The 19,583-nt window shown below is 60.2% G+C and carries 23 protein-coding genes; 7 read left to right on the forward strand and 16 right to left on the reverse strand.

All coding sequences use genetic code 11. The annotated features are described in order from the left end of the window. Positions 1-371: 371 nt before the first annotated feature. Positions 372-2,255, reverse strand: coding sequence for an ABC-F family ATP-binding cassette domain-containing protein (locus E8M77_RS22775; protein ID WP_137132892.1), 1,884 nt, complete (start codon positions 2,253-2,255; stop codon positions 372-374). A 48-nt stretch (positions 2,256-2,303) separates the two neighbouring features. After that, positions 2,304-2,813, reverse strand: coding sequence for a DinB family protein (locus E8M77_RS22780; protein WP_137132893.1), 510 nt, complete (start codon positions 2,811-2,813; stop codon positions 2,304-2,306). A gap of 143 nt (positions 2,814-2,956) precedes the next feature. Here E8M77_RS22780 and E8M77_RS22785 point away from each other — a divergent pair, with 143 nt between their 5' ends. From E8M77_RS22785 to E8M77_RS22795, 3 genes are all read left to right on the forward strand, one after another. Next, a complete protein-coding gene (locus E8M77_RS22785) occupies positions 2,957-3,640 on the forward strand; it encodes a glutathione S-transferase family protein (protein ID WP_137132894.1) in 684 nt (227 codons plus the stop codon). Between the two features lie 146 nt (positions 3,641-3,786). Continuing rightward, complete coding sequence (gene ndk, locus E8M77_RS22790; protein ID WP_042618581.1) at positions 3,787-4,209, forward strand: nucleoside-diphosphate kinase; 423 nt, start codon at positions 3,787-3,789, stop codon at positions 4,207-4,209. Positions 4,210-4,324: 115 nt separating this feature from the next. Then, positions 4,325-4,999 (forward strand): hypothetical protein, encoded by a 675-nt coding sequence (locus tag E8M77_RS22795; protein ID WP_137132895.1) that lies wholly within the window; start codon positions 4,325-4,327, stop codon positions 4,997-4,999. A gap of 2 nt (positions 5,000-5,001) precedes the next feature. On the opposite strand, the gene E8M77_RS22800 is transcribed toward E8M77_RS22795, so the two are convergent. The 3 genes from E8M77_RS22800 to E8M77_RS22810 form a co-directional block, all read right to left on the reverse strand. Next, entirely contained in the window at positions 5,002-5,889 is an 888-nt protein-coding gene (locus E8M77_RS22800) for a dihydrodipicolinate synthase family protein (protein ID WP_137132896.1), read from the reverse strand. A 67-nt stretch (positions 5,890-5,956) separates the two neighbouring features. After that, on the reverse strand, positions 5,957-6,457 hold the full coding sequence (locus E8M77_RS22805; protein WP_137132897.1) for a hypothetical protein: 501 nt from the start codon (positions 6,455-6,457) through the stop codon (positions 5,957-5,959). After that, on the reverse strand, positions 6,454-7,002 hold the full coding sequence (locus E8M77_RS22810) for a CGNR zinc finger domain-containing protein (RefSeq protein ID WP_137132898.1): 549 nt from the start codon (positions 7,000-7,002) through the stop codon (positions 6,454-6,456). The genes E8M77_RS22805 and E8M77_RS22810 overlap by 4 nt, the downstream gene beginning before the upstream one ends. Before the next feature lie 57 nt (positions 7,003-7,059). On the opposite strand from E8M77_RS22810, the gene E8M77_RS22815 reads away from it, so the two are divergent. Continuing rightward, entirely contained in the window at positions 7,060-7,956 is an 897-nt protein-coding gene (locus E8M77_RS22815) for a branched-chain amino acid ABC transporter permease (RefSeq protein WP_137132899.1), read from the forward strand. Here the strand turns inward: E8M77_RS22815 and E8M77_RS22820 are convergent. The 6 genes from E8M77_RS22820 to E8M77_RS22845 form a co-directional block, all read right to left on the reverse strand. Beyond that, a complete protein-coding gene (locus tag E8M77_RS22820) occupies positions 7,928-8,464 on the reverse strand; it encodes a GNAT family N-acetyltransferase (RefSeq protein ID WP_137132900.1) in 537 nt (178 codons plus the stop codon). The genes E8M77_RS22815 and E8M77_RS22820 overlap by 29 nt on opposite strands. A gap of 30 nt (positions 8,465-8,494) precedes the next feature. Further along, the gene (locus tag E8M77_RS22825; protein ID WP_137132901.1) at positions 8,495-8,956 is read right to left on the reverse strand and encodes a molybdenum cofactor biosynthesis protein MoaE; all 462 of its coding nucleotides are present in this window, start codon (positions 8,954-8,956) and stop codon (positions 8,495-8,497) included. Between the two features lie 7 nt (positions 8,957-8,963). Beyond that, the gene (gene moaD / locus E8M77_RS22830; protein WP_137133086.1) at positions 8,964-9,218 is read right to left on the reverse strand and encodes a molybdopterin converting factor subunit 1; all 255 of its coding nucleotides are present in this window, start codon (positions 9,216-9,218) and stop codon (positions 8,964-8,966) included. Then, positions 9,218-9,805 carry a CDP-diacylglycerol--glycerol-3-phosphate 3-phosphatidyltransferase gene (gene pgsA, locus E8M77_RS22835; protein WP_137132902.1) on the reverse strand — a complete coding sequence of 196 codons (588 nt, stop codon included), beginning with the start codon at positions 9,803-9,805 and terminating at the stop codon, positions 9,218-9,220. The genes moaD and pgsA overlap by 1 nt, the downstream gene beginning before the upstream one ends. A 92-nt stretch (positions 9,806-9,897) precedes the next feature. Beyond that, entirely contained in the window at positions 9,898-11,937 is a 2,040-nt protein-coding gene (uvrC, locus tag E8M77_RS22840) for an excinuclease ABC subunit UvrC (protein WP_137132903.1), read from the reverse strand. Next, positions 11,934-12,695 carry an SDR family oxidoreductase gene (locus E8M77_RS22845; RefSeq protein ID WP_137132904.1) on the reverse strand — a complete coding sequence of 254 codons (762 nt, stop codon included), beginning with the start codon at positions 12,693-12,695 and terminating at the stop codon, positions 11,934-11,936. Before E8M77_RS22845 ends, uvrC begins: the two co-directional genes overlap by 4 nt. Before the next feature lie 366 nt (positions 12,696-13,061). Here E8M77_RS22845 and E8M77_RS22850 point away from each other — a divergent pair, with 366 nt between their 5' ends. Next, positions 13,062-13,697 (forward strand): outer membrane protein, encoded by a 636-nt coding sequence (locus E8M77_RS22850; RefSeq protein ID WP_137132905.1) that lies wholly within the window; start codon positions 13,062-13,064, stop codon positions 13,695-13,697. Between the two features lie 55 nt (positions 13,698-13,752). Here E8M77_RS22850 and E8M77_RS22855 read toward each other — a convergent pair whose 3' ends face one another. The 5 genes from E8M77_RS22855 to E8M77_RS22875 form a co-directional block, all read right to left on the reverse strand. Beyond that, on the reverse strand, positions 13,753-14,043 hold the full coding sequence (locus E8M77_RS22855) for an addiction module antidote protein (RefSeq protein ID WP_137132906.1): 291 nt from the start codon (positions 14,041-14,043) through the stop codon (positions 13,753-13,755). After that, positions 14,036-14,341: a type II toxin-antitoxin system RelE/ParE family toxin gene (locus E8M77_RS22860; RefSeq protein ID WP_137132907.1), complete on the reverse strand. Its 306-nt coding sequence runs from the start codon at positions 14,339-14,341 to the stop codon at positions 14,036-14,038. Before E8M77_RS22860 ends, E8M77_RS22855 begins: the two co-directional genes overlap by 8 nt. A gap of 57 nt (positions 14,342-14,398) precedes the next feature. Further along, positions 14,399-14,995 carry a glutathione S-transferase gene (locus E8M77_RS22865; protein ID WP_137132908.1) on the reverse strand — a complete coding sequence of 199 codons (597 nt, stop codon included), beginning with the start codon at positions 14,993-14,995 and terminating at the stop codon, positions 14,399-14,401. A gap of 26 nt (positions 14,996-15,021) precedes the next feature. Further along, entirely contained in the window at positions 15,022-15,678 is a 657-nt protein-coding gene (locus tag E8M77_RS22870) for a ribonuclease (protein ID WP_137132909.1), read from the reverse strand. A 219-nt stretch (positions 15,679-15,897) separates the two neighbouring features. Then, positions 15,898-16,761, reverse strand: a complete 864-nt coding sequence (locus E8M77_RS22875; RefSeq protein ID WP_137132910.1) for a 23S rRNA (adenine(2030)-N(6))-methyltransferase RlmJ — start codon at positions 16,759-16,761, stop codon at positions 15,898-15,900. Positions 16,762-16,847: 86 nt separating this feature from the next. Here E8M77_RS22875 and E8M77_RS22880 point away from each other — a divergent pair, with 86 nt between their 5' ends. Then, complete coding sequence (locus tag E8M77_RS22880; protein WP_137132911.1) at positions 16,848-18,971, forward strand: molybdopterin oxidoreductase family protein; 2,124 nt, start codon at positions 16,848-16,850, stop codon at positions 18,969-18,971. Continuing rightward, complete coding sequence (locus E8M77_RS22885; RefSeq protein ID WP_137132912.1) at positions 18,968-19,561, forward strand: NUDIX domain-containing protein; 594 nt, start codon at positions 18,968-18,970, stop codon at positions 19,559-19,561. The genes E8M77_RS22880 and E8M77_RS22885 overlap by 4 nt, the downstream gene beginning before the upstream one ends. Positions 19,562-19,583 lie beyond the last annotated feature (22 nt).

The following is a 19,583-nucleotide window of genomic DNA, read 5'->3' on the forward strand; positions in this document are numbered from 1 at the left end:
GGTGGAAGAAGCGGAACGGCAGCTGCCGTATGCCGTCCTCCGTCATCGGCAGCCATGCGTCATCTTCCGCGGACGGGACGACCGCGGCTTTCATGTGTACGTGATGATCGTTTCATGGTCTGCCAGGCGAGCGAAAACATCGGTGCCGCGCCTGGGTGATCGGCACGGGATCCGTGTATCTGCTTTCAAATACGCTATAATGATGTGGGGCTTGTACTTAAGATTGTGCTAAAAATACGAAAAGATAAAATTATATTCGAATAAGTGTAAGCGAAGCCGGATGAAGCGCGGTGTGCCACGCAGTTTCAATGGCCGCACGGGCGTAATTGTAGAATACTGCTCGGATTACGCCAAGAGACTGTCCAGTCTCTTCAAGCGTTCATGGCCTCTTCATACTCCGCAGACAGTTCAAGCCACTGTTCTTCTACCTGGGAAAGCTTGGCTGCTGCCTCGCCGCGCTGCTTTGCCTTGTCGGCAGCCTTTGCCGGAGACTTCTCATAGAGCGCCGGATCTGCAAGCTCTGCATCAAGCGCCTTGATCAGCTTTTCAAGCTTTGCCGTCAAGGCTTCGGCTTCATTGATCTTTTTCTTCAATGGCGCCAACGAGGCCCGCTTTTCGGCATTGGCCTTGCGCTGCTCGGCCTTTTTTCCGGCATCGAGACCTATATCAACTTTTTCTTCTTTTTTTTTACCGGATGAGACGATCAGATCTCGATATTCTTCCATGTCACCTTCGAATGTGGTGACCGTGCCGTCATTGACAAGCCAGAGCCGGTCGACGGTTGCCTCGATCAGGTGGCGATCATGGCTGATCAGGATGACGGCGCCATCATAATCATTCAGCGCCTCGATCAGCGCGCGGCGGCTGTCGATATCCAGATGGTTGGTCGGCTCGTCGAGGATCAGCAGGTTCGGCGCGTGGAAGGCTGCAAGCCCCATCAGCAGGCGGGCCTTTTCACCACCCGACAGATCCTTGGCGGCGGTGTTCATCTTTTCTGTCGCAAGGCCCATTTGTGCCACGCGGGCGCGAACCTTGGCTTCCGGCGCGGCCGGCATCAGGCGGCGCACATGTTCGACCGGCGTGTCTTCCGGCACGAGATCATCCAGCTGGTGCTGGGCAAAAAAGCCGATCTTCAGGCTGGGGGCCAGGCGCAGGTCGCCGCTTTCCGGGGCCAGGCGGCCAGAGATGAACTTGGCAAAGGTGGATTTGCCATTGCCGTTCGAGCCCAAGAGCGCGATGCGATCGTCGGCATCGATACGCAGGTTGAGGTTCTTCAGGATCGGCTTGCCTGGCTCATAGCCGACCGCGCCGCCATTGATGGCGATGATCGGCGACGCGGGCTGCTTTTCCGGTTCGGGAAAGGTGATCGGCTGAACATGGTCTTCGATCACAGCCGCCACCGTGCCCATGCGCTCCAGCGCCTTCACGCGGCTCTGAGCCTGCTTGGCCTTGGTGGCTTTCGCCTTGAAACGGTCGATGAAGCTCTGCAGATGCTTGCGCGCGGCGTCATTCTTCGCCTTGGACTTCATCTGCAATTCGTCGTTCTCGGCCTTCTGGCGCTCGAACTGGTCATAGCCGCCGCGATAGAAGGTCAGCTTCTTCTGGTCGAGATGCACGATGGCATTGACGGCATTGTTCAGAAGGTCGCGGTCATGGCTGATGATGATGACCGTATGCGGATAGCGGCGGATATAGTCCTCCAGCCACAGCGTGCCTTCAAGGTCGAGATAGTTGGTCGGCTCGTCGAGCAGCAGCAGATCGGGCTCGGCAAACAGCACCGCCGCCAATGCCACGCGCATGCGCCAGCCGCCGGAAAAAGCCGAGGCCGGGCGAAGCTGAGCGTCCGAATTGAAACCAAGGCCGGCCAGAATGCTGGCGGCGCGGGCTTCGGCCGAATGCGCGTCGATATCGACGAGGCGCATCTGGATGTCGGCAATGCGGTTGGGATCGGTCGCGGTTTCCGCTTCCTCCATCAGCGCGGTGCGTTCCTTGTCGGCGGCCAGCACGATGGAAATCAGGCTGTCTTCGGTGCCCGGCGCTTCCTGCGCCACCTGGCCGATGCGGGCGGACTTGGGCAGTGATACGGACCCGCTTTCGGAGCCCATATCGCCGGTGATGACGCGAAACAGCGTGGACTTGCCTGCGCCATTGCGGCCGACAAGACCGGCCTTGATGCCGGTCGGCAGGCTGATGCTGGCGTGATCGAGAAGAAGGCGGCCGGCGATACGCGCGGAAAGATCATTGATGGTAATCATGGCGCGGTTTTGGCCGAAGTCGTGCTGCGATGCAAGAGAGACGGGCGCCTATTGCCAGCGCTTGCCATCACCAAGCAGGAAATAGACGAGATCGAGCACCGCGGAGGGCTGTCCGAGCGTGGTCAGGATAGTGTGAACCTGCCCGCGATGGTGGGTCTGGTGGTTAAAGACATGGGACAGGAGCGGTCCAAGCGGCAGCGCGATCTTATTCGGCGTCGTCACGGGCGTATAGGAAATGATCGCCGAGAGATCGGCATCGGTGAGGCCGTCCAACCAGTCGACGATGCGCTGGTCTTCTGCGGCACGGGCGGCGCGCAAGTCGGCGAAATTCTCATAGAGAGTGGCGCCCAGCGATGTCGGCACATCGCCGGTGCCGGTGAAGCGTTTCAGCCAGATCCGGTCTGCCGCAAGAATATGGTTGAGGGTGCCTTGGGCAGAGCCGAAGAATGCGCCTTTGTCTGCGCGGAACTCCTCGTCGCTCAGTTGGCCGCAGGCATCGTAAATGCGGGCATTGGCCCAGCAGTTATAATCGGCAAACATTCGGAAATGATTGATCATCATCTTTCTCCCGTCATTGGTTGAGATCTGTTCTTACAACGGTGGCGGTCAAAAAGGGGTGATAGTTCCGATGAAATTTCCTGATTTGATCTTCTATGCCCTGCGCGGTTGAATGACCTCCATTTGCAATGAGGCTACCTGCCATGACCAGACTTCTCTATTCGCTTTGCGGACGTGACGAGAGCCGCCCCTTTTCACCGCATTGCTGGAAGGCATCGATGGCGCTTGCCCATAAGGGGCTGGATTTCGTCGAAAAGCCGGTGCCGTTTACCCTGGTCCCGACGCTGGAAAACGGATTTTCGAAGACCGTGCCGATCCTCAAGGATGGCCAGATACTGATCCGCGACAGTTTTGATATCGCGCTCTATCTGGAAGACACCTATCCGGATCGCCCGACGCTGTTTGGCGGGGAGGGCGGCAAGGCACTGGCGCGCTTCGTCGAAGGCTTTTCCCAGATGCTCGTTCATCCACTTCTGGCAAGAATTGCGCTGAAGGACATTCACGATATGCTGGACGAGCCTGACCAGGCCTATTTCCGGCAAAGTCGCGAAACGCTGTTTGGCCGCACGTTGGAGGATGTCGTGGCCGGCCGCGATGATGTGCTTGTCACGCTGCGGGCGCAGCTTGAGCCCATGCGTCACATGCTGAAGTTCCAGCCCTATCTGGGTGGTGAAAGCCCGCTGTTTGCCGATTATATCCTGTTTGGTGCGTTCCAGTGGGCCCGCATCACCACCGGGCGCGATCTGCTGCCGGCTGGTGATCCGGTTCTTGACTGGTTCGAGCGCTGCCTGGATCTGCATGGGGCCATGGGCCGCGCAGTCGCCTGACGTTCTCAAGCATGCTGTGGCGGGCTCCCCCGCTGACGAACCGCGAATATGACGGAGCCGTGAAATTCGCGGCTCCCCCTTGTCTTCGTGATTCGGGGCGGCTAAACACCGCCCACTTATCCCTAGACAACCAAGGATTTCTCGCAATGGCGATCGAACGCACTTTCTCCATGATCAAGCCCGATGCAACGAAGCGCAACCTGACCGGTGCCATCACCAAGGTCTTCGAAGACAATGGCCTGCGCATCATCGCTTCCAAGCGCGTCTGGATGAGCAAGCGCGAAGCCGAAGGCTTCTACGCCGTTCACAAGGAACGCCCCTTCTTCGGCGAACTGGTTGAAGGCATGACCTCCGGCCCGACGATCGTTCAGGTTCTCGAAGGCGAAAATGCCATCCTGAAGAACCGCGAAATCATGGGCGCCACCAACCCGGCCAATGCTGACGAAGGCACGATCCGCAAGCAGTTCGCCCTGTCGATCGGCGAAAATTCGGTTCACGGTTCGGATGCTCCGGAAACCGCTGCCCAGGAAATCGCCTACTGGTTCGCCGAAACCGAAATCGTCGGCTGATTGCGCGCCGCCCGGTTCCGGGATGGCAAAGCATAGTTCAATTTGAAAAAGCCGCCCGCAGGAAAATCTTGCGGGCGGCTTTCCTGTTTTGGTTTTGCCTCACGAGGATCTTCCCATGCTGCCCTGGATCCAGCTCGATAGCGCGAAAGTGCCCGGCGATACGTCCGAACTGCGCCTGAAGCAGCGCGGCCAGGAATTTTCCATCATGCTGGGGTCAAACGAGCTGATGAACAGCCGGTTGAGCGGCTCGGAAGAGCAGCTTGCCGTGCTGGCCGAGGAGCGGATCCGGCATCAGAAAAAGCCGTCCGTGCTGATCGGCGGGCTCGGCATGGGGTTCACATTGCGCGCAGCGCTTGCCGTCCTGCCGGCAGAGGCCGAAATTGTTGTCGCCGAACTCGTGCCGGCGGTGGTTGCCTGGGCGCGGGGACCGATGGCCGAGGTGTTCCAGGGCTGCCTGAATGATCCGCGCGTGTCGATCCATGTCGGCGATGTCGGCGGGCTCATCCGTGCATCGACCGGAAAGTTCGATGCCATCCTACTGGATGTGGACAATGGCCCGGACGGGCTGACGCGCACCAGCAATGACAGCCTCTACGACCACAATGGTCTTCGTGCGGCGCATACGGCAATTCGACCCAAGGGCGTGCTGGCCGTCTGGTCCTCGGGGCCGGACGAAAAATTCACCCGCCGGTTGAAGGATTGCGGCTTTTCAGTCGAAGCCCTGAGCGTTCGTGCCAGCACCAAGCGCAGCGGTGCACGGCATGTGATCTGGATGGCCGCAAAGCCCTGACACTATATGGCTGAAAGACCCTGTAGTGCCTCTTCCAAGCGCGGCATGGCGGCAGAGGGAATGGGCAGCACGGGCCGGGGTGGCGCCGCCTTGAAGAGACCAAGCCTGTCGGCGATCGCAAACATCACCCGGAAACTGCCATAGTCCTTGAACAGCGCCCAGAGTGGTTCGAAACTCTCGTTGATCTGCCGTGCTTTGGCGGCGTCGCCCGCTTGCGCGGCACGCGTCATGGCCAAGGCCTGCTGCGGCAAAAGTCCGGCCACCACGCTGTAAAAGGCATCCGCGCCGGCCAGAAGCGCCTCTGCCGCGACCCAGTCGCCGCTATAGCCGATGGGAAAACCGTTCGGCAGGCGCGCGCGCAGCGACGCAATCTCCGCCTCCAAGCTTGCATCGATCGGCGGCGGCATCTTGATGGTGGCGACTGTCGGCAGCGTTGCAAGTCGCACGATCAGATCAAGCCCGAAGGTGAATTTCGTTGTGCCCGGATTGTTGTAGATGACGATCGGCAGATCGGTAACTGCGGCCACGGCCTCGAAATGCGCAAACACTTCGTCCTGCGTCAGTGGCGTATAGGACATGGGCGCCAGCAGCAGTGCATCGGCGCCACCGGCCTTTGCGTCGCGGGCCAGCGCCATGACTTCGTCGGTGCGCAGGGCGCCAATGCCGACGATGAGCGGAATGCGCCCCGCCACACTCTCGGCAGCGGCCTCAACCGCCCGCCGGCGCTCGGACCGCGACAGATAGGCATAGCCGCCGGTACTCCCCAGAAGCCCGATCGAATCGACTTTTGCCGCCGCCAGTCGTTCGGCCAGACGCGCCACGGCATCGGTATCGACGATGCCGCTGTCATCGGTCGGGGTGGACGGAAAGGCGGAGAGACCACGGAACATGTTGCACCCTCATCTGGCAATTGCTGTCTGTGGTAGCACCGGTACGACGCGGCGTGAAGACGGCGGTTCAGGCCGGGCAATCCTGCACCGGTGAAAGATCCACTACGCCGCCGGCCTTGAACACCTTCGGGTTCATGTCATAGGCCGGACCAACGACGATGGAATTGGCCGGCAGGATGCTTTGGTCGATTGTGGCAAGCACCTTGGTTTCAAGCTGTTGCACAATCTTGCCCTGCGCATCGGCCAGATCGATCTTCACCGCGTAGGATCGCCCCTCGCGCACACATTGCAGGTCCGGGCTTTCCAGCACGATCTTCTCCATCTTCGGAAAGAGTTTTGCCTCGCTGACCAGCATGTCGCCGCCGCGCGGGTTCTCAAAACGGGCAATCGCCACACCGCCTTCCGGAAGGGGCGCGGTCGTGCGCAGCGTTACCACGTAATTGGCCTTGGAAAGCCGGTAGTTGAAGACGAAGAGATGGCCGGAAAATTCCGCCAGCTTGCCCACCTCGCGTTGGCAGGCGGCGGCCAGAAGCGCAACAGCGCCGAGCATTGCAATCCTCATCTTCATTCCGCTTCTCCTGTTTTACGCTTGTAGTGGCGGGCCGCCTTGGCGCGATTGCCGCAGACGGCCATGTCGCACCAGAAACGGCTCTTGTTCTTCGATCGGTCGAGAAACAGCCAGCCGCAATGGCCGCAGATCTTCAGGCGCTCAGGCTCGGGCAGTGCCAGAAGCCGCAGCGCCGAATGCACGGTCGCGGCCTCAAGCCCCTTGGCGTCCGGGTTCTGCCGCAGCAGCAATGCCGCCTGTTCCAGAAGATCGGCCAGAAGCAGCGCCTGCGGCTGATGGTTTACGACTGCGCGAAAATGCCGGTCTATGGCCTCCCGCAAGGCCAGGAATGCCGTCTCGTTTTCAGCCCTTATCGGTGCGATCTCGCCAAACAGAGCGCGCTCGGCGGAAAATTCGCAGGCCGCCGGCGCAAAGGTCTGCAACTGCTCGGGCACGGCAAAGCGGTCCAGACTGCGCGCTGCGTCGAACCGCAGGATCACGCTGTTGGCGACATCCAGCGCCAGCGCGCCGCCGGCAAAACGGTGTGGGGTCCAGGAAAAGCTCATGACTTAATATAACTGGTAAAAGCTATTTTGATAGTTATAATTTCATGTGGAGGTTTCATGTTCTACGCGCTTCAACAATCGATGAACGGATTGCCGCTGGCCGCGCTCTATGCCGCGCTCGCCTTCGGCTATTCGCTGGCCTTTGCGATCACCAAGCGGGCGGATGTCACCTATGGCGCGCTGTTTGCCTTTTCCGGCCATGTGTTCCTGCTGCTGGCGCATATGGGCTGGAACCGGCTCTTCCTCACCTTTCCGGCAGCGCTTGGGCTGGCAGCGCTCGGAGCGATCATCGTGACGACCGGATGCGGCGCCTTGATCGGCCGGCGGATCGTCGCGCCCTTGGCCACGAGAACGCCGAATGCGCTCACCGTCGCCTCGCTGGGTCTGGCGCTGGTACTGATGGAGGCGGCGCGGCTCCTGTCCGGCACGCGGGAACTCTGGTTGCCGCCCTTCCTCAACGAGCAAATTACCCTCTGGCAAAGCGGCGCCCAGACCGTCAGCCTGACAGAAGTTCAGGCTCTGGTCGTTGCGGTTCTGCTGCTGTTGGTGGGTGCAGGCAGCGTCTTTCTCGCCATCAGTCGCTGGGGCCGCCAGTGGCGTGCGGTGGCGCAAGATCCCCTGGCCTCGGAGCTTTGCGGTATCAGCGCCCGCGCTGTGGCTGCCAGTGCCTATGCTGGAGCCGCTTTCGTCGCCTGCCTTTGCGGTATTCTTGCCAGCGCCCATTACGGCACGATGGATTTCGGCGCAGGCCTCGTCTTCGGTCTGAAGGTTGTGCTGATTGCAGCGGCGGGCGGCCATGCCTATCCGGCCCGTGCGGCACTTGGTGCAGCCCTGATGGGCTTTGCCGAAACACTGTGGAGCGGCTATGGCCCGGTCATCTGGCGGGATGTGGCGGTCTTTTCAGGGCTTGTTGTTCTGCTCATCGTCACCCGGCGGGAGCAGATGCTGAAATGATTGGTGTCAGCGGATTGACGATGTCGTAGATTATCTGAGGTTCCCCGAACCGCTCGACGGTTCCGGCCTCGCGCATGCCAAGCCGTTCGAGGAGGGAGCGGGAGGCCCGGTTTGCAGCCTGGGTCTCGCTGACCAGGCGGGGCAGTCCTAGGATATCGAAAGCGTGTCGGAGCACCGCCTGCGTGCATTCAAACGCGAAGCCCAATCCCCAGTAAGCCGGCAGAAATTGGTAGGACAGCTCACGATCGCTCTCATTGTGATGAGGAGCGACAGTGACAAGTCCAATGCAACCCGCCTCTTTCTGTTCGCGAAGCCGAACGGCCCATGCCAGGCTGAGCGTATTTCCGAAGATCAGTGCCTCGGCGCTTGCCTTGGCTACCATCTCCTTCTGAGGGCCTCCCAGAAACTGCCTCACGGCAGGATCGGTTTTAAGGTCGATGAGGCCGTCCCGGTCATGCGCCGTCAGCGGTCGAAGAATACATTGGGCAGTGAAAAGTATCGGAATCATACCCGTTCCCGCCGTTCTATCATCCAGCTGTCAGCGCCACTTGTCGCGCGCCGCATCATCGGCATCCTTTGCCGAGACCCAGAAGCCGGTCGATCCATCCGCCAGATGCTCCTTCTTCCAGAAGGGCGCGGCGGTTTTCAGGAAATCCATGACGAAATTGGCGCCATCAAAGGCAGCCTGCCGGTGCGGCGCGCAGGCCACGACCAGCACGATCGTGTCGCCCGGCGCAATCTTGCCATAGCGGTGGATGGCGGTGAGCCCGAGCAACGAGAAGCGCTCGATGGCTTCAAGGCCGATGCGGCGCATCTCAGCCTCCGCCATGCCGGGATAATGTTCCAGTTCCAGCGCCTCAAGGCTGCCGCCTTCATCGCGGCAGAGACCGGTGAAGCTGACCACGGCGCCGATATCCTGGCGTCCGGCGGTCAGTGCGTCGATCTCCATTTGGAGGTCGAATCTGTCAGCCTGGACACGGATAGTCGGTATCGTCGTCATGGCGTCTTCACCCGCCGGTCATCGGCGGGAAGATGCCGATTTCGCGGGCGCCGGCAATCGGCTCGTCATGGTCGATATGTTCCTGGTTGACGGCAACCCGGATCACCTCGGGATATTGCAGCGCCGCCTCATAGCCTTCGCCGAGCGTCTTCAGATAGTTGAGCAGGTCACGGGCCGTCACGACGCTGTCGGGAAGCTCGATTTCCTCTTCCGGCTTGTCGATGCGCTCGCGCACCCAGGCGAAATAGACGAGCTTGACCATCATTCCTCATCCACCAGATGTTTGACGCCAGCCTTGAAATAATCATAGCCGGTATAGAAGGTCAGAAGCGCTGCAAACCACAGAAGGGCAATGCCCATCTGCGTCGTATAGGGCAGCACTTTGTCGCCGGCAGGGCCGGCCAGCAGGAAGGCGATCGACACCATCTGTATCGTCGTCTTCCACTTGGCAATGCGGGTCACAGGCACGGACACCTTCAGCGCCGCCAGATATTCGCGCAGGCCCGATACAAGGATTTCACGGCATAGAATCGTGATCGCTGCCCAGAGCGACCAGCCAGCAATCGTCTGGTCGGCGGCCAGCAGCAAGAGCACGGCGGCCACCAGCAGTTTGTCAGCAATCGGGTCGAGCATGCGGCCGATATTCGACGTCTGGTTCCAGATGCGCGCCAAATAGCCATCGAGATAATCGGTAATGGACGCGACAGCGAACAGGACGAGCGCCGTCCAGCGCGCCACATCGGAGCTTTCCAGTTGCCCTTCGATAAAGAAACAGCCGACAATCACCGGGACGGCGACGATGCGCGCATAGGTCAGGAGATTGGGAATGTTGTATGCGCGCGATGCCATGGTCAATCTGTATCCTTGGATATGCGTCTAGTTGATGCCTGGAAGCCGAAGCGTCAACTCCATTTCGCGCAGAAAGATGTCCTTATGGTGCATCAGCCCGCGCGGTTCTCATGGAAATGATTGTAGATCTGCTTGGCGACCGTCTCGGATATGCCCTCGACCGTCATCAGATCGGTCACGCCGGCGCGCGAAACGGCCTTGGCCGTGCCGAAATGCTGCAGAAGCGCCCGCTTGCGGCCGGGGCCAATGCCGGCAATCTCGTCCAGCGGGTTCTTCACCAATTCTCTCTTGCGCCGTGCACGATGCGAACCGATGGCGAAGCGATGCGCCTCGTCGCGCATGCGCTGGACGAAATACAGAACCGGATCGCGCGGCGGCAGCGAAAAGTCATGGCGCCCATCGGCAAAGAAGCGTTCGCGTCCGGCATCGCGATCGACACCCTTGGCAACGCCGATGGCGGTGATCACGTCGCGAATGCCCAGCTCGTCGAGGATCTTGCGAACCGCAGACATCTGCCCCTGGCCACCATCGATGAGGATGACATCCGGCCAGGCCGGAAAGCCTGCGTCTGCTGCATCCTCGCCGCCGGGCTGGCTGGTGGTGCGATCCGGCAGGCCTTCCTCTTTCAGGAGGCGCGAGAAGCGACGCATCATGACTTCGCGCATCATGCCGAAATCGTCGCCGGGGGTGATGTCGGTCGATTTGATATTGAACTTGCGATACTGGTTCTTGACGAAGCCTTCCGGCCCGGCGACCACCATGCCACCCACCGCATTGGTGCCCATGATATGCGAGTTGTCGTAGATCTCGATGCGGCGCGGCACATAAGAAAGACCGAACGTCTCGGCAAAGCCCTTCAGCAAGCGCTCCTGCGAGGCGGTTTCGGCAAGCTTGCGGCCATGCGCCTCGCGGGCATTGGAGAGGACATGATCCGTCAGGTCCTTTTTCTCGCCGCGCTGCGGCACGAGAATGGCGATCTTCTGGCCTGTCTTTTCCGAAAGCGCCTGGGCGAGCAGGTCCTGTTCCTCAACGGTTTCGGAGAGGAGAAGCTGCCGCGGCACCGGCTTGTCGTCATAGAACTGCGCCAGGAAGGCGTTCAGCACTTCGGCACCGGTCAGTTGCGGATCGGCTTTCGGGAAATAGGCCTGGTTGCCCCAGTTCTGCCCGGCGCGGAAGAAGAACACCTGGATGCAGGTCAGCCCCGCCTCGTGATGGATGGCAAACACATCCGCCTCCTCGACGCCCGCCGGGTTGATGCCCTGGTGGCTCTGGACGTGGGAGAGTGCGGCCAGCCGGTCGCGGTAGACGGCGGCGCGCTCGAAATCGAGATCGTCCGAGGCCGATGCCATCTGCGATGCGATCGTCGCCTTCACATTCTGGCTGCGCCCGGAGAGGAAATCCTTCGCCTCGTCCACCAGCTTTGCATAGTCAACATCGGAGACCTCATGCGTGCAGGGGCCGGAACAGCGCTTGATCTGATGAAGCAGGCAGGGTCGCGTGCGGCTTTCGAACACGCTGTCGGTGCAGGTGCGCAGCAGGAAGGCGCGCTGCAGCGAATTGATCGTGCGGCCAACGGCGCTTGCAGAGGCAAAGGGGCCGAAATACTCGCCCTTGCGGGCGCGGGCGCCGCGATGCTTGTAGATGGCAGGTGCCCGGTGATCGCCGGTAATCAGGATATAGGGAAAGCTCTTGTCATCGCGCAAAAGCACATTGTAGCGCGGCCGCAGGCGCTTGATGAGATTGGCTTCAAGCAGCAGCGCTTCTGTTTCCGTGCGCGTCGTGACGAAGGCCATCTGCGCCGTCTCGCGTACCATCTTCGTTAGGCGGTTGGAATGCACGCGGCCTTGCGCGTAATTGGCGACGCGCTTCTTCAGGCTGCGGGCCTTGCCGACATAGAGCACATCGCCCGCTTCGTTGAACATGCGATAGACACCCGGCGCATTCGGCAGGTGCTTGACGAATTCGGCGATCAGGTCTGCGCCCTTCAGGCCGCTTTCGTTCGGCAGGCCTTCGTTCCACTCGATCTCGGCAAGCGCACGCGCGCTGTCACCGCTCGGCAGAACGATGTCGTCGTCATCCTCGTCTGATTCGTCGTAAAGAACGCCGCCCTCGGGCAGTTTCGTTCCATTCATTCAATGATCTCCGCCACATCCGGCGTTTCCCAGGCCAGGTGCTGACCCCCATCCAGAGCTATCATTTGGCCCGTGATGGACGGAGTGTCAAAAAGAAATCGGATGGTGCGCCCGAATTCCGACGGTTCCGGCCCGCGCCGGAGAGGCACGGCGGCCACCTGCTTGTCAAAATCCTCCTGTGCCTGGCGAGGGCTCTTGAACGAGGGGCCGGGGCCGATGGCATTGACCCGCACCCGTGGCGCATAGGCTTGCGCCAGGGTCTGCGTTGCGGTCCACAGCGCGGCTTTCGACAGCGTGTAGGAATAGAAATGCGGCGTGAGCTTCCAGACGCGCTGGTCGATGATGTTGACGATCAGGCCATCGACCTCGTCCGGCAGCTGGCGAAAGAGGGCCGCCGACAGGATGGAGGGGGCGCGCACATGGATGGCGAAATGCGCCTCAAACACGTCAGCGTCAAATGCATCGGCAGTGTCATGGCGGAAGATCGAGGCATTGTTGATAAGGCCGGTGAGGGGGCCAAGCTCCGCCGCTGCCCTGTCAACCAGCTGGCTTGTGGCGTCCAGATCAAGAAGATCGGCCTGAAGAGCCACGGCCACATGGCCTTCGTCACGCAGAAGGCTGGCAAGGCGCTCTGCCTCGGCAATCGACTGGTCGGCGTGCATTGCAACGCGAAAGCCTTGGCGCGCAAGATCGGCAGCAATGGTACCGCCCATGCGTCTGGCTGCACCGGTGACAAGTACGTTTCGGGCATGGGTCATGATTTTTTCTTGTCCTTTCAGGCGCATGCGGCCTCTGGCCATGTCAGAAATCCGTTACGTCACTATCAAGGGCTCGGATCGTTAACCAGATATGTTTTTTATCACGCAGACGTAATTGTGTATTCACATGGGTGTGAGTAATATTATTGAGACAATACTTCCATAAACCTATTGTTAGGGTTAACGAAATACATGTTGCGCCAAAGCAACATCCAAATTCAGCCATGCATGTGCCACAATCAATTCACATTTCGGTACTTTCATTTCCGCAATTGACCACCAAATTCCTTTTCAACGAGCAGGGAACGATGGCGCTGGCATCGATTGGAACAGCACCTCCCGGCCCGCATCGAAAAGGAGAAAAGTATGCGTACTCTTATTGCGACCCTGATGGTCTCCGTTGCCAGCCTTGCAGCCGTTTCGGCACAGGCCGCTGATGCAGTGACCCAGATCCCGGAAGCCCCGGCAGCCGTCGATACCGCCGCACCGGTCGGCAACTGGTCCGGCTTTTACCTCGGTGGTACCGCCTCGCACGACTGGGGTACTGTCAAGAAGGGCGGCGACGCAAGTGCTGACGGTTGGGGCGGTGGCGTCTACGGCGGTTACAACATGCAGAGCGGCAAGATCGTTTACGGTGCTGAAGCCGACCTCGGCTACAACGACCAGAAGGGCACTGCCAATGGCGTGACCGGCGAAGAAAAGCTCAACGGCTCGGTTCGCGCCCGTCTCGGCTATGATCTCAACCCCTTCATGGTTTACGGCACGGCCGGTCTGGCTGTCGGTGACCACGAAGTGTCGAGCGCTGCCGGTTCCGACAGCAAGACGACTGCCGGCTACACGGTCGGCGCTGGTGTTGAAACCTTCGTCACCAACAACATCACCGCACGCGTCGAATATCGTTACACCGACTACCAGGACAAGAACTACAACCTGGGCGGCACGACCGTGTCGCGCGGCTTCGACGATCATTCCGTCAAGGTTGGCGTTGGCGTCAAGTTCTGATCCGCATATTCTGGATCGGACAAAGGCCGGGGGGAAACCTCCGGCCTTTTCTGTTTCAGGCGGCTCGTTGTTTGCTCGTCAGTTGAAAGCCTAGCGCCTTCAACACGGCAAGCGTTGTCTCAAGCGTCGGATTGCCGGTGTCACTCAAGGACCGATAAAGTTGTTCGCGGGCAAGGCCTGTTTCGCGGGAAATCTTCGTCATTCCCTTTGCGCGCGCCACGACGCCCAGTGCGTTTGCAATGAAGGCGGCGTCGTCTGTCTCGAACGCATCGGAGAGAAATGCTTCGATCGCCTCATTGCTCTTCAAGAGGTCGGCTGGGTCGAACTCGGTAAAGGCCTCAGACATCCTCGTCTCTCCAGTCGGCAGCAATACGCTTTGCCGTTTCAATGTCACGTTCCTGCGAACTCTTATCCCCACCGCAAAGCAGAATGATCAGAGTATCGCCCACCTGCATGAAATAAATCCGATAGCCGGGACCATAGTGGATGCGCAGCTCGCGAATGCCCCCACCCACGGGTGCGGCGTCACCCGCAAGACCCGACGCAAGCCGCAGCAGGCGTGCGGCAATGAATGCTTTGGCGCGCTCGTCTCGGAGCTTGCCAATCCATTTACGAAATGTAGTCGATTGCTTCAAGACGCTCACGGACGGATTGTGATTTTTAAATCACAATCCGTCAATCGCTTTGTGCAAGTCCTATGCTCACGCCGCCGATTTCATGCTGTCATAATCTGCAAACAGCTTTGCGAATTTCGTCGGCCAGGCTGCAAGGTTCGGGCGGGTCTCCGACCACTGGCCAGCAAAGCGCAGGTCGAGATAGCCGATCAGCGCTGCAAGAGCGAAATGGCCGCCGTTCAGCTTCTTCTCGGTCTTGGGCAGATTGGCTTCCAGATAATCCAGCCCGCGCACCACCTTTTCCCACTGCTTGTCGATCCACGGCTGGTGCTGCATCTCCTCGGGGCGGAAGCGGCGCTCATAGATGATGGCGATGAGGCAATCGGTCAGCCCGTCGCAAAGCGCCTCGAGCACTTCGGCCTCGGTACGCTTTTCGTCCTTCTTCGGATAAAGCAGACCACCCGACTGGCGATCGAGAAAATGCATGATGGCAACGCTGTCATAGATCGGCTGTTCGCCATCGCGGATCAGCACGGGGATCTTGCCCAGCGGATTGTTGTCGAGAAGCTCGGCCGGTGCCGCATTCGTATCGGTTTTGACCTCCTCGATGTCGATGCCGACATGGCGGGCTGCCATGCGGCACTTTGCGGAATAGGGGGAGGCTGGGGAATAGAGCAGTTTCATCGGGGTCATGTCCTTCGTGAAATGGTTCAGCGCGCCGGTGGCGGAACGTTGACGCGGTTGATCGTGCAGCCCTTCCGGTCAACTTCGGCACAGGTGCGGAAGGAAAGGTCCTTGGCAAGGCAGATACGCACCTCTTCCAGCCGGTTGCCCTCGCAGCTGATGGCAATCGATTCGGGGCGCAGACCGGGATTGGCGTCGAGAAACTTGTCCTCTATGGCAGCTGCCGAAAACGTCAACGGGCCGCTTGCAGTGGCGATATCCGCCGGCAGCTTGATCTTGTTTAAAGCCTCGCGCGTCGTCTGGAGATAGGCCTCCTGGCTGAGGCCTGAACAGGAGCCATGCTTGCGCCACTGGTGGCCGATCAGCCCCATGGAGGGCATAATATCGAAATAGGCGCGGCCCAGATCTTCCGGCACGCGGCGCGGCTGCGTATTGGCACAGAATTCCGGGTAGCCGCGCTCGTTTTGCGGCCAGAGCCCATGCACGATAAAGCGGAAGGGCTTGTCGGTCGCGCATTGGTCGGGGCTGTCTTTGCCGCGGTTGCCGGCGCAGAAGGTCGGCGACCAGGAGAGTGACAGGACGTAGAAATCGAAATTGCCGGTGGGGCGTTCCTGCGCGTTTGCCGCAGAGGCGGTGGCCAGGAACAGGGCCATGATGACGGCGGATAGGATACGGCAAACCATGGCGACCTCCCTTGACGGCGTGGCGAACCATGTCCCACGCCGCGCGCTCCGGTCAAGTCTCCTCTAGTGGTTCGATTCCGACATTTGCATCCCTTGGCAGCGCCCTCACGAGCAAATGTCGGAATCGGAGAACCACTAGCAAGATTATGGTTCTAGAGGAATTTTTGAATTTGACATTTGATCAAAGAGCTTTCCGCAAGTGGGTATCAAATGTCAAATTCATTCCTCTAGGACCTCTTCGCCACGCAGCCATATGGCCCGGTGCGAGGCAAATCGGTCCTGCGCCATTGCCTCCTTCAGCGCTGGCAGGATGCGGTGCAGCTCGTCCTTGAGCGTAAAGGGCGGGTTGACGATAATGAGGCCGGAGCCGGTGAGGCCAGTTGCCTCGCGGTCGCTTTTCACCGATAGCTCGGCGCACAGCATCTTGGGGATGCCCAGCGCCTGTAATTCCTCATGGAAGCGACGGATCGGCGCACCCTTCTTCAACGGATACCAGAGGCAATAGGTGCCGCCGGGAAAGCGCCGATAGGCCGTGGCAAGCCCGCTCACCAAATGCTCATATTCGCCTTCCACCTCAAAGGGTGGATCGACCAGCACAATGCCGCGCTTTTCCTTCGGCGGCAAATGCGCGCCGAGCGACAGCCAGCCATCGAGTTCCGTCACGCGCACCTGGTAATCGCCTTCGAACAGGCGTGACAGCCGGCCGTAATCTTCCGGATGCAGTTCCATGGCGGCAAGCCGGTCCTGCGGGCGAAACAGCATGCGGGCAAGCTTAGGCGATCCGGGATAGCGGGTGATATCGCCCTTCGGGTTCAGCTCGCGCACCGCATCCAGATAGGGCTGTAATATCGTCTCCACCTGCGGATCGAGCTTTGCCGCCAGAAGCTTGCCGATACCATCGCGCCATTCGCCGGTCTTTTGCGCCTCTTCGGAGGAGAGGTCGTAGAGCCCGATACCGGCATGCGTATCCAGCACGCGGAAGGCCTTGTCCTTCTTCTGCATGTAGCGGATCAGCAGGCAAAGAACCGCATGCTTCAGGACATCGGCAAAATTGCCGGCGTGGTAGATGTGCCGATAGTTCATTCAGAACCCTGTTATGTCGCTTGAATAGATTTGATGTATGGCAAAAGCCGCTTTTGGCGAAGCCCGCTCTGTCCTATAGGAAAGACATGAACCTTGCGACCCCGATCTCTGCCAAAAACGCCACTGGTCATACGGTCTGTCCGCATGACTGTCCCTCCGCCTGCGCGCTCGACGTGGACCTGACGCCCGATGGCCGTATCGGCCGCGTGCGCGGCGCCAATGCCAACAGCTATACGGCCGGTGTGATTTGCGCCAAGGTCGCCCGCTATGCCGAGCGCCTCTATCATCCCGACAGGCTGTTGGTGCCCAAGCGCCGCAAGGGCGCCAAGGGCGAGGGGCTCTGGCAGGAGGTCTCCTGGGACGCAGCGCTTGACGAGATTGCCGAGGCCCTTGTGAAGGCCGAAGCACTGGATGGCGCCGAAGCCATCTGGCCCTATTTCTACGCCGGTACCATGGGCCAGGTGCAGCGCGATTCCATCGAGCGCCTGCGACACGCCAAGCGCTATTCCGGTTTCTTCGGCTCGATCTGCACCAATATGGCCTGGACCGGCTATGTGATGGGCACCGGGGCCTTGCGCGGTCCTGATCCCCGCGAAATGGCGAAATCCGATTGCGTCGTCATATGGGGCACCAATCCGGTGGCCACCCAGGTGAATGTGATGACCCATGCGGTGAAGGCGCGCAAGGAACGCGGCGCCAGGATCGTTGTCGTCGATGTCTATGACAGCCCGACGATGAAGCAGGCCGATCTGAAAATCGTTCTGAAGCCCGGCACGGATGCAGCGCTTGCCTGTGCCATCATGCATGTGGCCTTCCGCGACGGTTATGCCGACCGCGCCTATATGGACAGGTTTGCCGATGATCCGGCAGGGCTTGAGGCGCATCTGAAAACGAAGACACCGGAATGGGCTTCGGCCATTACCGGCCTGTCGGTGGAGGAGATCGAGGCCTTTGCCCGGCTTGTCGGCACGACAAGCAAAACCTTCTTCCGCTTAGGCTATGGCTTTACCCGCCAGCGCAATGGCACGGTTGCCATGCATGCGGCGCTCTCCATCGCCACCGTGCTCGGCTCCTGGCAGTATGAAGGTGGCGGTGCTTTCCACAGCAATGGCGATATCTTCCGCTTCGACAAGCGCGAGCTGATGGGCACCGCCTATATGGACCCGAATGTGCGCATGCTCGACCAGTCGCAGATCGGCCGCGTGCTGACCGGCGATCCGGTGGCGCTTCGCCATCGCGGCCCGGTGACGGCGCTTCTCATCCAGAACACCAACCCGATGAATATTGCGCCGGAACAGCGTCTGGTGCGCAAGGGCTTTGCTCGCCCGGACCTGTTTACCGCCGTGCATGAACAGTTCATGACCGAGACGGCGGAAATGGCCGATATCGTGCTGCCGGCCACCATGTTTGTCGAGCATGACGATCTCTATCGCGGCGGCGGGCAGAACCATATCCTGCTCGGTCCAAAGCTGGTGGAGCCGCCGGACACGGTGCGCACCAATCTCTTCGTCATCGAGGAATTGGCAAAGCGGCTCGGCGTCGATCACTATCCGGGCTTTGGCATGGATGAGCGCACGCATATCGACCGCATGCTCTTGCCGAACGATCTTCCCGGTTACGATCAGCTGCTGATCGACAAATGGGTCGATTGCCAGCCCTCTTTCGAGGTGGCGCATTATCTCGAAGGGTTCGGCTATGCGGATGGCAGGTTCCGCTTCCGCCCGGATTGGGAAAACGGCCCATCGCCGAACAAGACACCGGCGAGCATCGGCGCGCTTGGACCTCATGCGCAATTGCCGGTCTTCCCGGATCAGGTGGATGTGATCGAAACGGCCGATGCCGAACATCCCTTCCGGCTGGCGACCTCGCCGGCGCGCAATTTCCTCAACTCTACCTTTGCCGAAACGAAAAGCTCGCGCGACAAGGAAGGCCGGCCGGAGGTGATGGTACATCCCGATGATGCGGCAGCCCTCTTGATCGAGGATGGCGAGATCGTGCGCATCGGCAATCCGCGTGGGGCCCTGCGCCTGCATGCCAGGGTGACGCCGGGCGCAAGGCGCGGCGTGCTGATTGCCGAGGGTCTCTGGCCCAACAAGGCGCATCTCGACGGCGAAGGCATCAATATTCTGACCGGGGCCGATCCGGTGGCGCCCTATGGCGGGGCGGCTGTACACGACAACCGGGTCTGGCTTGCAAAGGACATGGCATGAAAGACGAAGAGCGGGCGAAGATCGAGATCGTCGAGAAGAAGCTCCTCTCCGATAACTGGTATCATCTGCACCGGGTGAGCTTCGACTATACCGGATCGAACGGCCGAACCAATCGTCTCTATCGCGAAGTCTATGACCGCGGCAATGGCGCGACGATCCTGCTTTACGACCGCAAGCGCGATGTCGTGGTGCTGGTGCGCCAGTTTCGCGTGCCCGCGTTTCTCAACGACCATTCGGGCTGGCTGATCGAAACGCCCGCCGGCCTTCTGGACGGCGACCACCCCGAAGAGGCGATCCGCCGCGAGGCGGTGGAAGAAACCGGCTATCAGGTGCGCGACGTGCGCTTCCTGTTCAAATGCTTCATGTCGCCCGGTGCGGTCACCGAAACCATTCACTTCTTTGCCGCCAGTATCGATATCGAGGACCGTGTCTCTGACGGTGGCGGGCTTGACGAGGAAAACGAGGATATCGAGGTTCTCGAGATCAGGCTGCCGGATGCGCTCGCCATGATCGAGAGCGGCGAGATCTGCGATGGCAAGACCATCATGCTCCTGCAATGGGCGGCACTGAACCGCGACACACTGGGCTGAATAAAGCCTCCTGCTAAAAGTC

The organism is Rhizobium sp. FY34 (assembly GCF_005222845.1).
GTDB lineage: Bacteria > Pseudomonadota > Alphaproteobacteria > Rhizobiales > Rhizobiaceae > Neorhizobium.

What these genes read in the sequence shown, in the direction of transcription:
- E8M77_RS22775 (WP_137132892.1), bottom strand. Translation starts at nt 2,255, where the DNA reads ATGATTACCATCAATGATCTTTCCGCGCGTATCGCCGGCCGCCTTCTT.
- E8M77_RS22780 (WP_137132893.1), bottom strand. Translation starts at nt 2,813, where the DNA reads ATGATCAATCATTTCCGAATGTTTGCCGATTATAACTGCTGGGCCAAT.
- E8M77_RS22785 (WP_137132894.1), top strand. Translation starts at nt 2,957, where the DNA reads ATGACCAGACTTCTCTATTCGCTTTGCGGACGTGACGAGAGCCGCCCC.
- ndk (WP_042618581.1), top strand. Translation starts at nt 3,787, where the DNA reads ATGGCGATCGAACGCACTTTCTCCATGATCAAGCCCGATGCAACGAAG.
- E8M77_RS22795 (WP_137132895.1), top strand. Translation starts at nt 4,325, where the DNA reads ATGCTGCCCTGGATCCAGCTCGATAGCGCGAAAGTGCCCGGCGATACG.
- E8M77_RS22800 (WP_137132896.1), bottom strand. Translation starts at nt 5,889, where the DNA reads ATGTTCCGTGGTCTCTCCGCCTTTCCGTCCACCCCGACCGATGACAGC.
- E8M77_RS22805 (WP_137132897.1), bottom strand. Translation starts at nt 6,457, where the DNA reads ATGAAGATGAGGATTGCAATGCTCGGCGCTGTTGCGCTTCTGGCCGCC.
- E8M77_RS22810 (WP_137132898.1), bottom strand. Translation starts at nt 7,002, where the DNA reads ATGAGCTTTTCCTGGACCCCACACCGTTTTGCCGGCGGCGCGCTGGCG.
- E8M77_RS22815 (WP_137132899.1), top strand. Translation starts at nt 7,060, where the DNA reads ATGTTCTACGCGCTTCAACAATCGATGAACGGATTGCCGCTGGCCGCG.
- E8M77_RS22820 (WP_137132900.1), bottom strand. Translation starts at nt 8,464, where the DNA reads ATGATTCCGATACTTTTCACTGCCCAATGTATTCTTCGACCGCTGACG.
- E8M77_RS22825 (WP_137132901.1), bottom strand. Translation starts at nt 8,956, where the DNA reads ATGACGACGATACCGACTATCCGTGTCCAGGCTGACAGATTCGACCTC.
- moaD (WP_137133086.1), bottom strand. Translation starts at nt 9,218, where the DNA reads ATGGTCAAGCTCGTCTATTTCGCCTGGGTGCGCGAGCGCATCGACAAG.
- pgsA (WP_137132902.1), bottom strand. Translation starts at nt 9,805, where the DNA reads ATGGCATCGCGCGCATACAACATTCCCAATCTCCTGACCTATGCGCGC.
- uvrC (WP_137132903.1), bottom strand. Translation starts at nt 11,937, where the DNA reads ATGAATGGAACGAAACTGCCCGAGGGCGGCGTTCTTTACGACGAATCA.
- E8M77_RS22845 (WP_137132904.1), bottom strand. Translation starts at nt 12,695, where the DNA reads ATGACCCATGCCCGAAACGTACTTGTCACCGGTGCAGCCAGACGCATG.
- E8M77_RS22850 (WP_137132905.1), top strand. Translation starts at nt 13,062, where the DNA reads ATGCGTACTCTTATTGCGACCCTGATGGTCTCCGTTGCCAGCCTTGCA.
- E8M77_RS22855 (WP_137132906.1), bottom strand. Translation starts at nt 14,043, where the DNA reads ATGTCTGAGGCCTTTACCGAGTTCGACCCAGCCGACCTCTTGAAGAGC.
- E8M77_RS22865 (WP_137132908.1), bottom strand. Translation starts at nt 14,995, where the DNA reads ATGAAACTGCTCTATTCCCCAGCCTCCCCCTATTCCGCAAAGTGCCGC.
- E8M77_RS22870 (WP_137132909.1), bottom strand. Translation starts at nt 15,678, where the DNA reads ATGGTTTGCCGTATCCTATCCGCCGTCATCATGGCCCTGTTCCTGGCC.
- E8M77_RS22875 (WP_137132910.1), bottom strand. Translation starts at nt 16,761, where the DNA reads ATGAACTATCGGCACATCTACCACGCCGGCAATTTTGCCGATGTCCTG.
- E8M77_RS22880 (WP_137132911.1), top strand. Translation starts at nt 16,848, where the DNA reads ATGAACCTTGCGACCCCGATCTCTGCCAAAAACGCCACTGGTCATACG.
- E8M77_RS22885 (WP_137132912.1), top strand. Translation starts at nt 18,968, where the DNA reads ATGAAAGACGAAGAGCGGGCGAAGATCGAGATCGTCGAGAAGAAGCTC.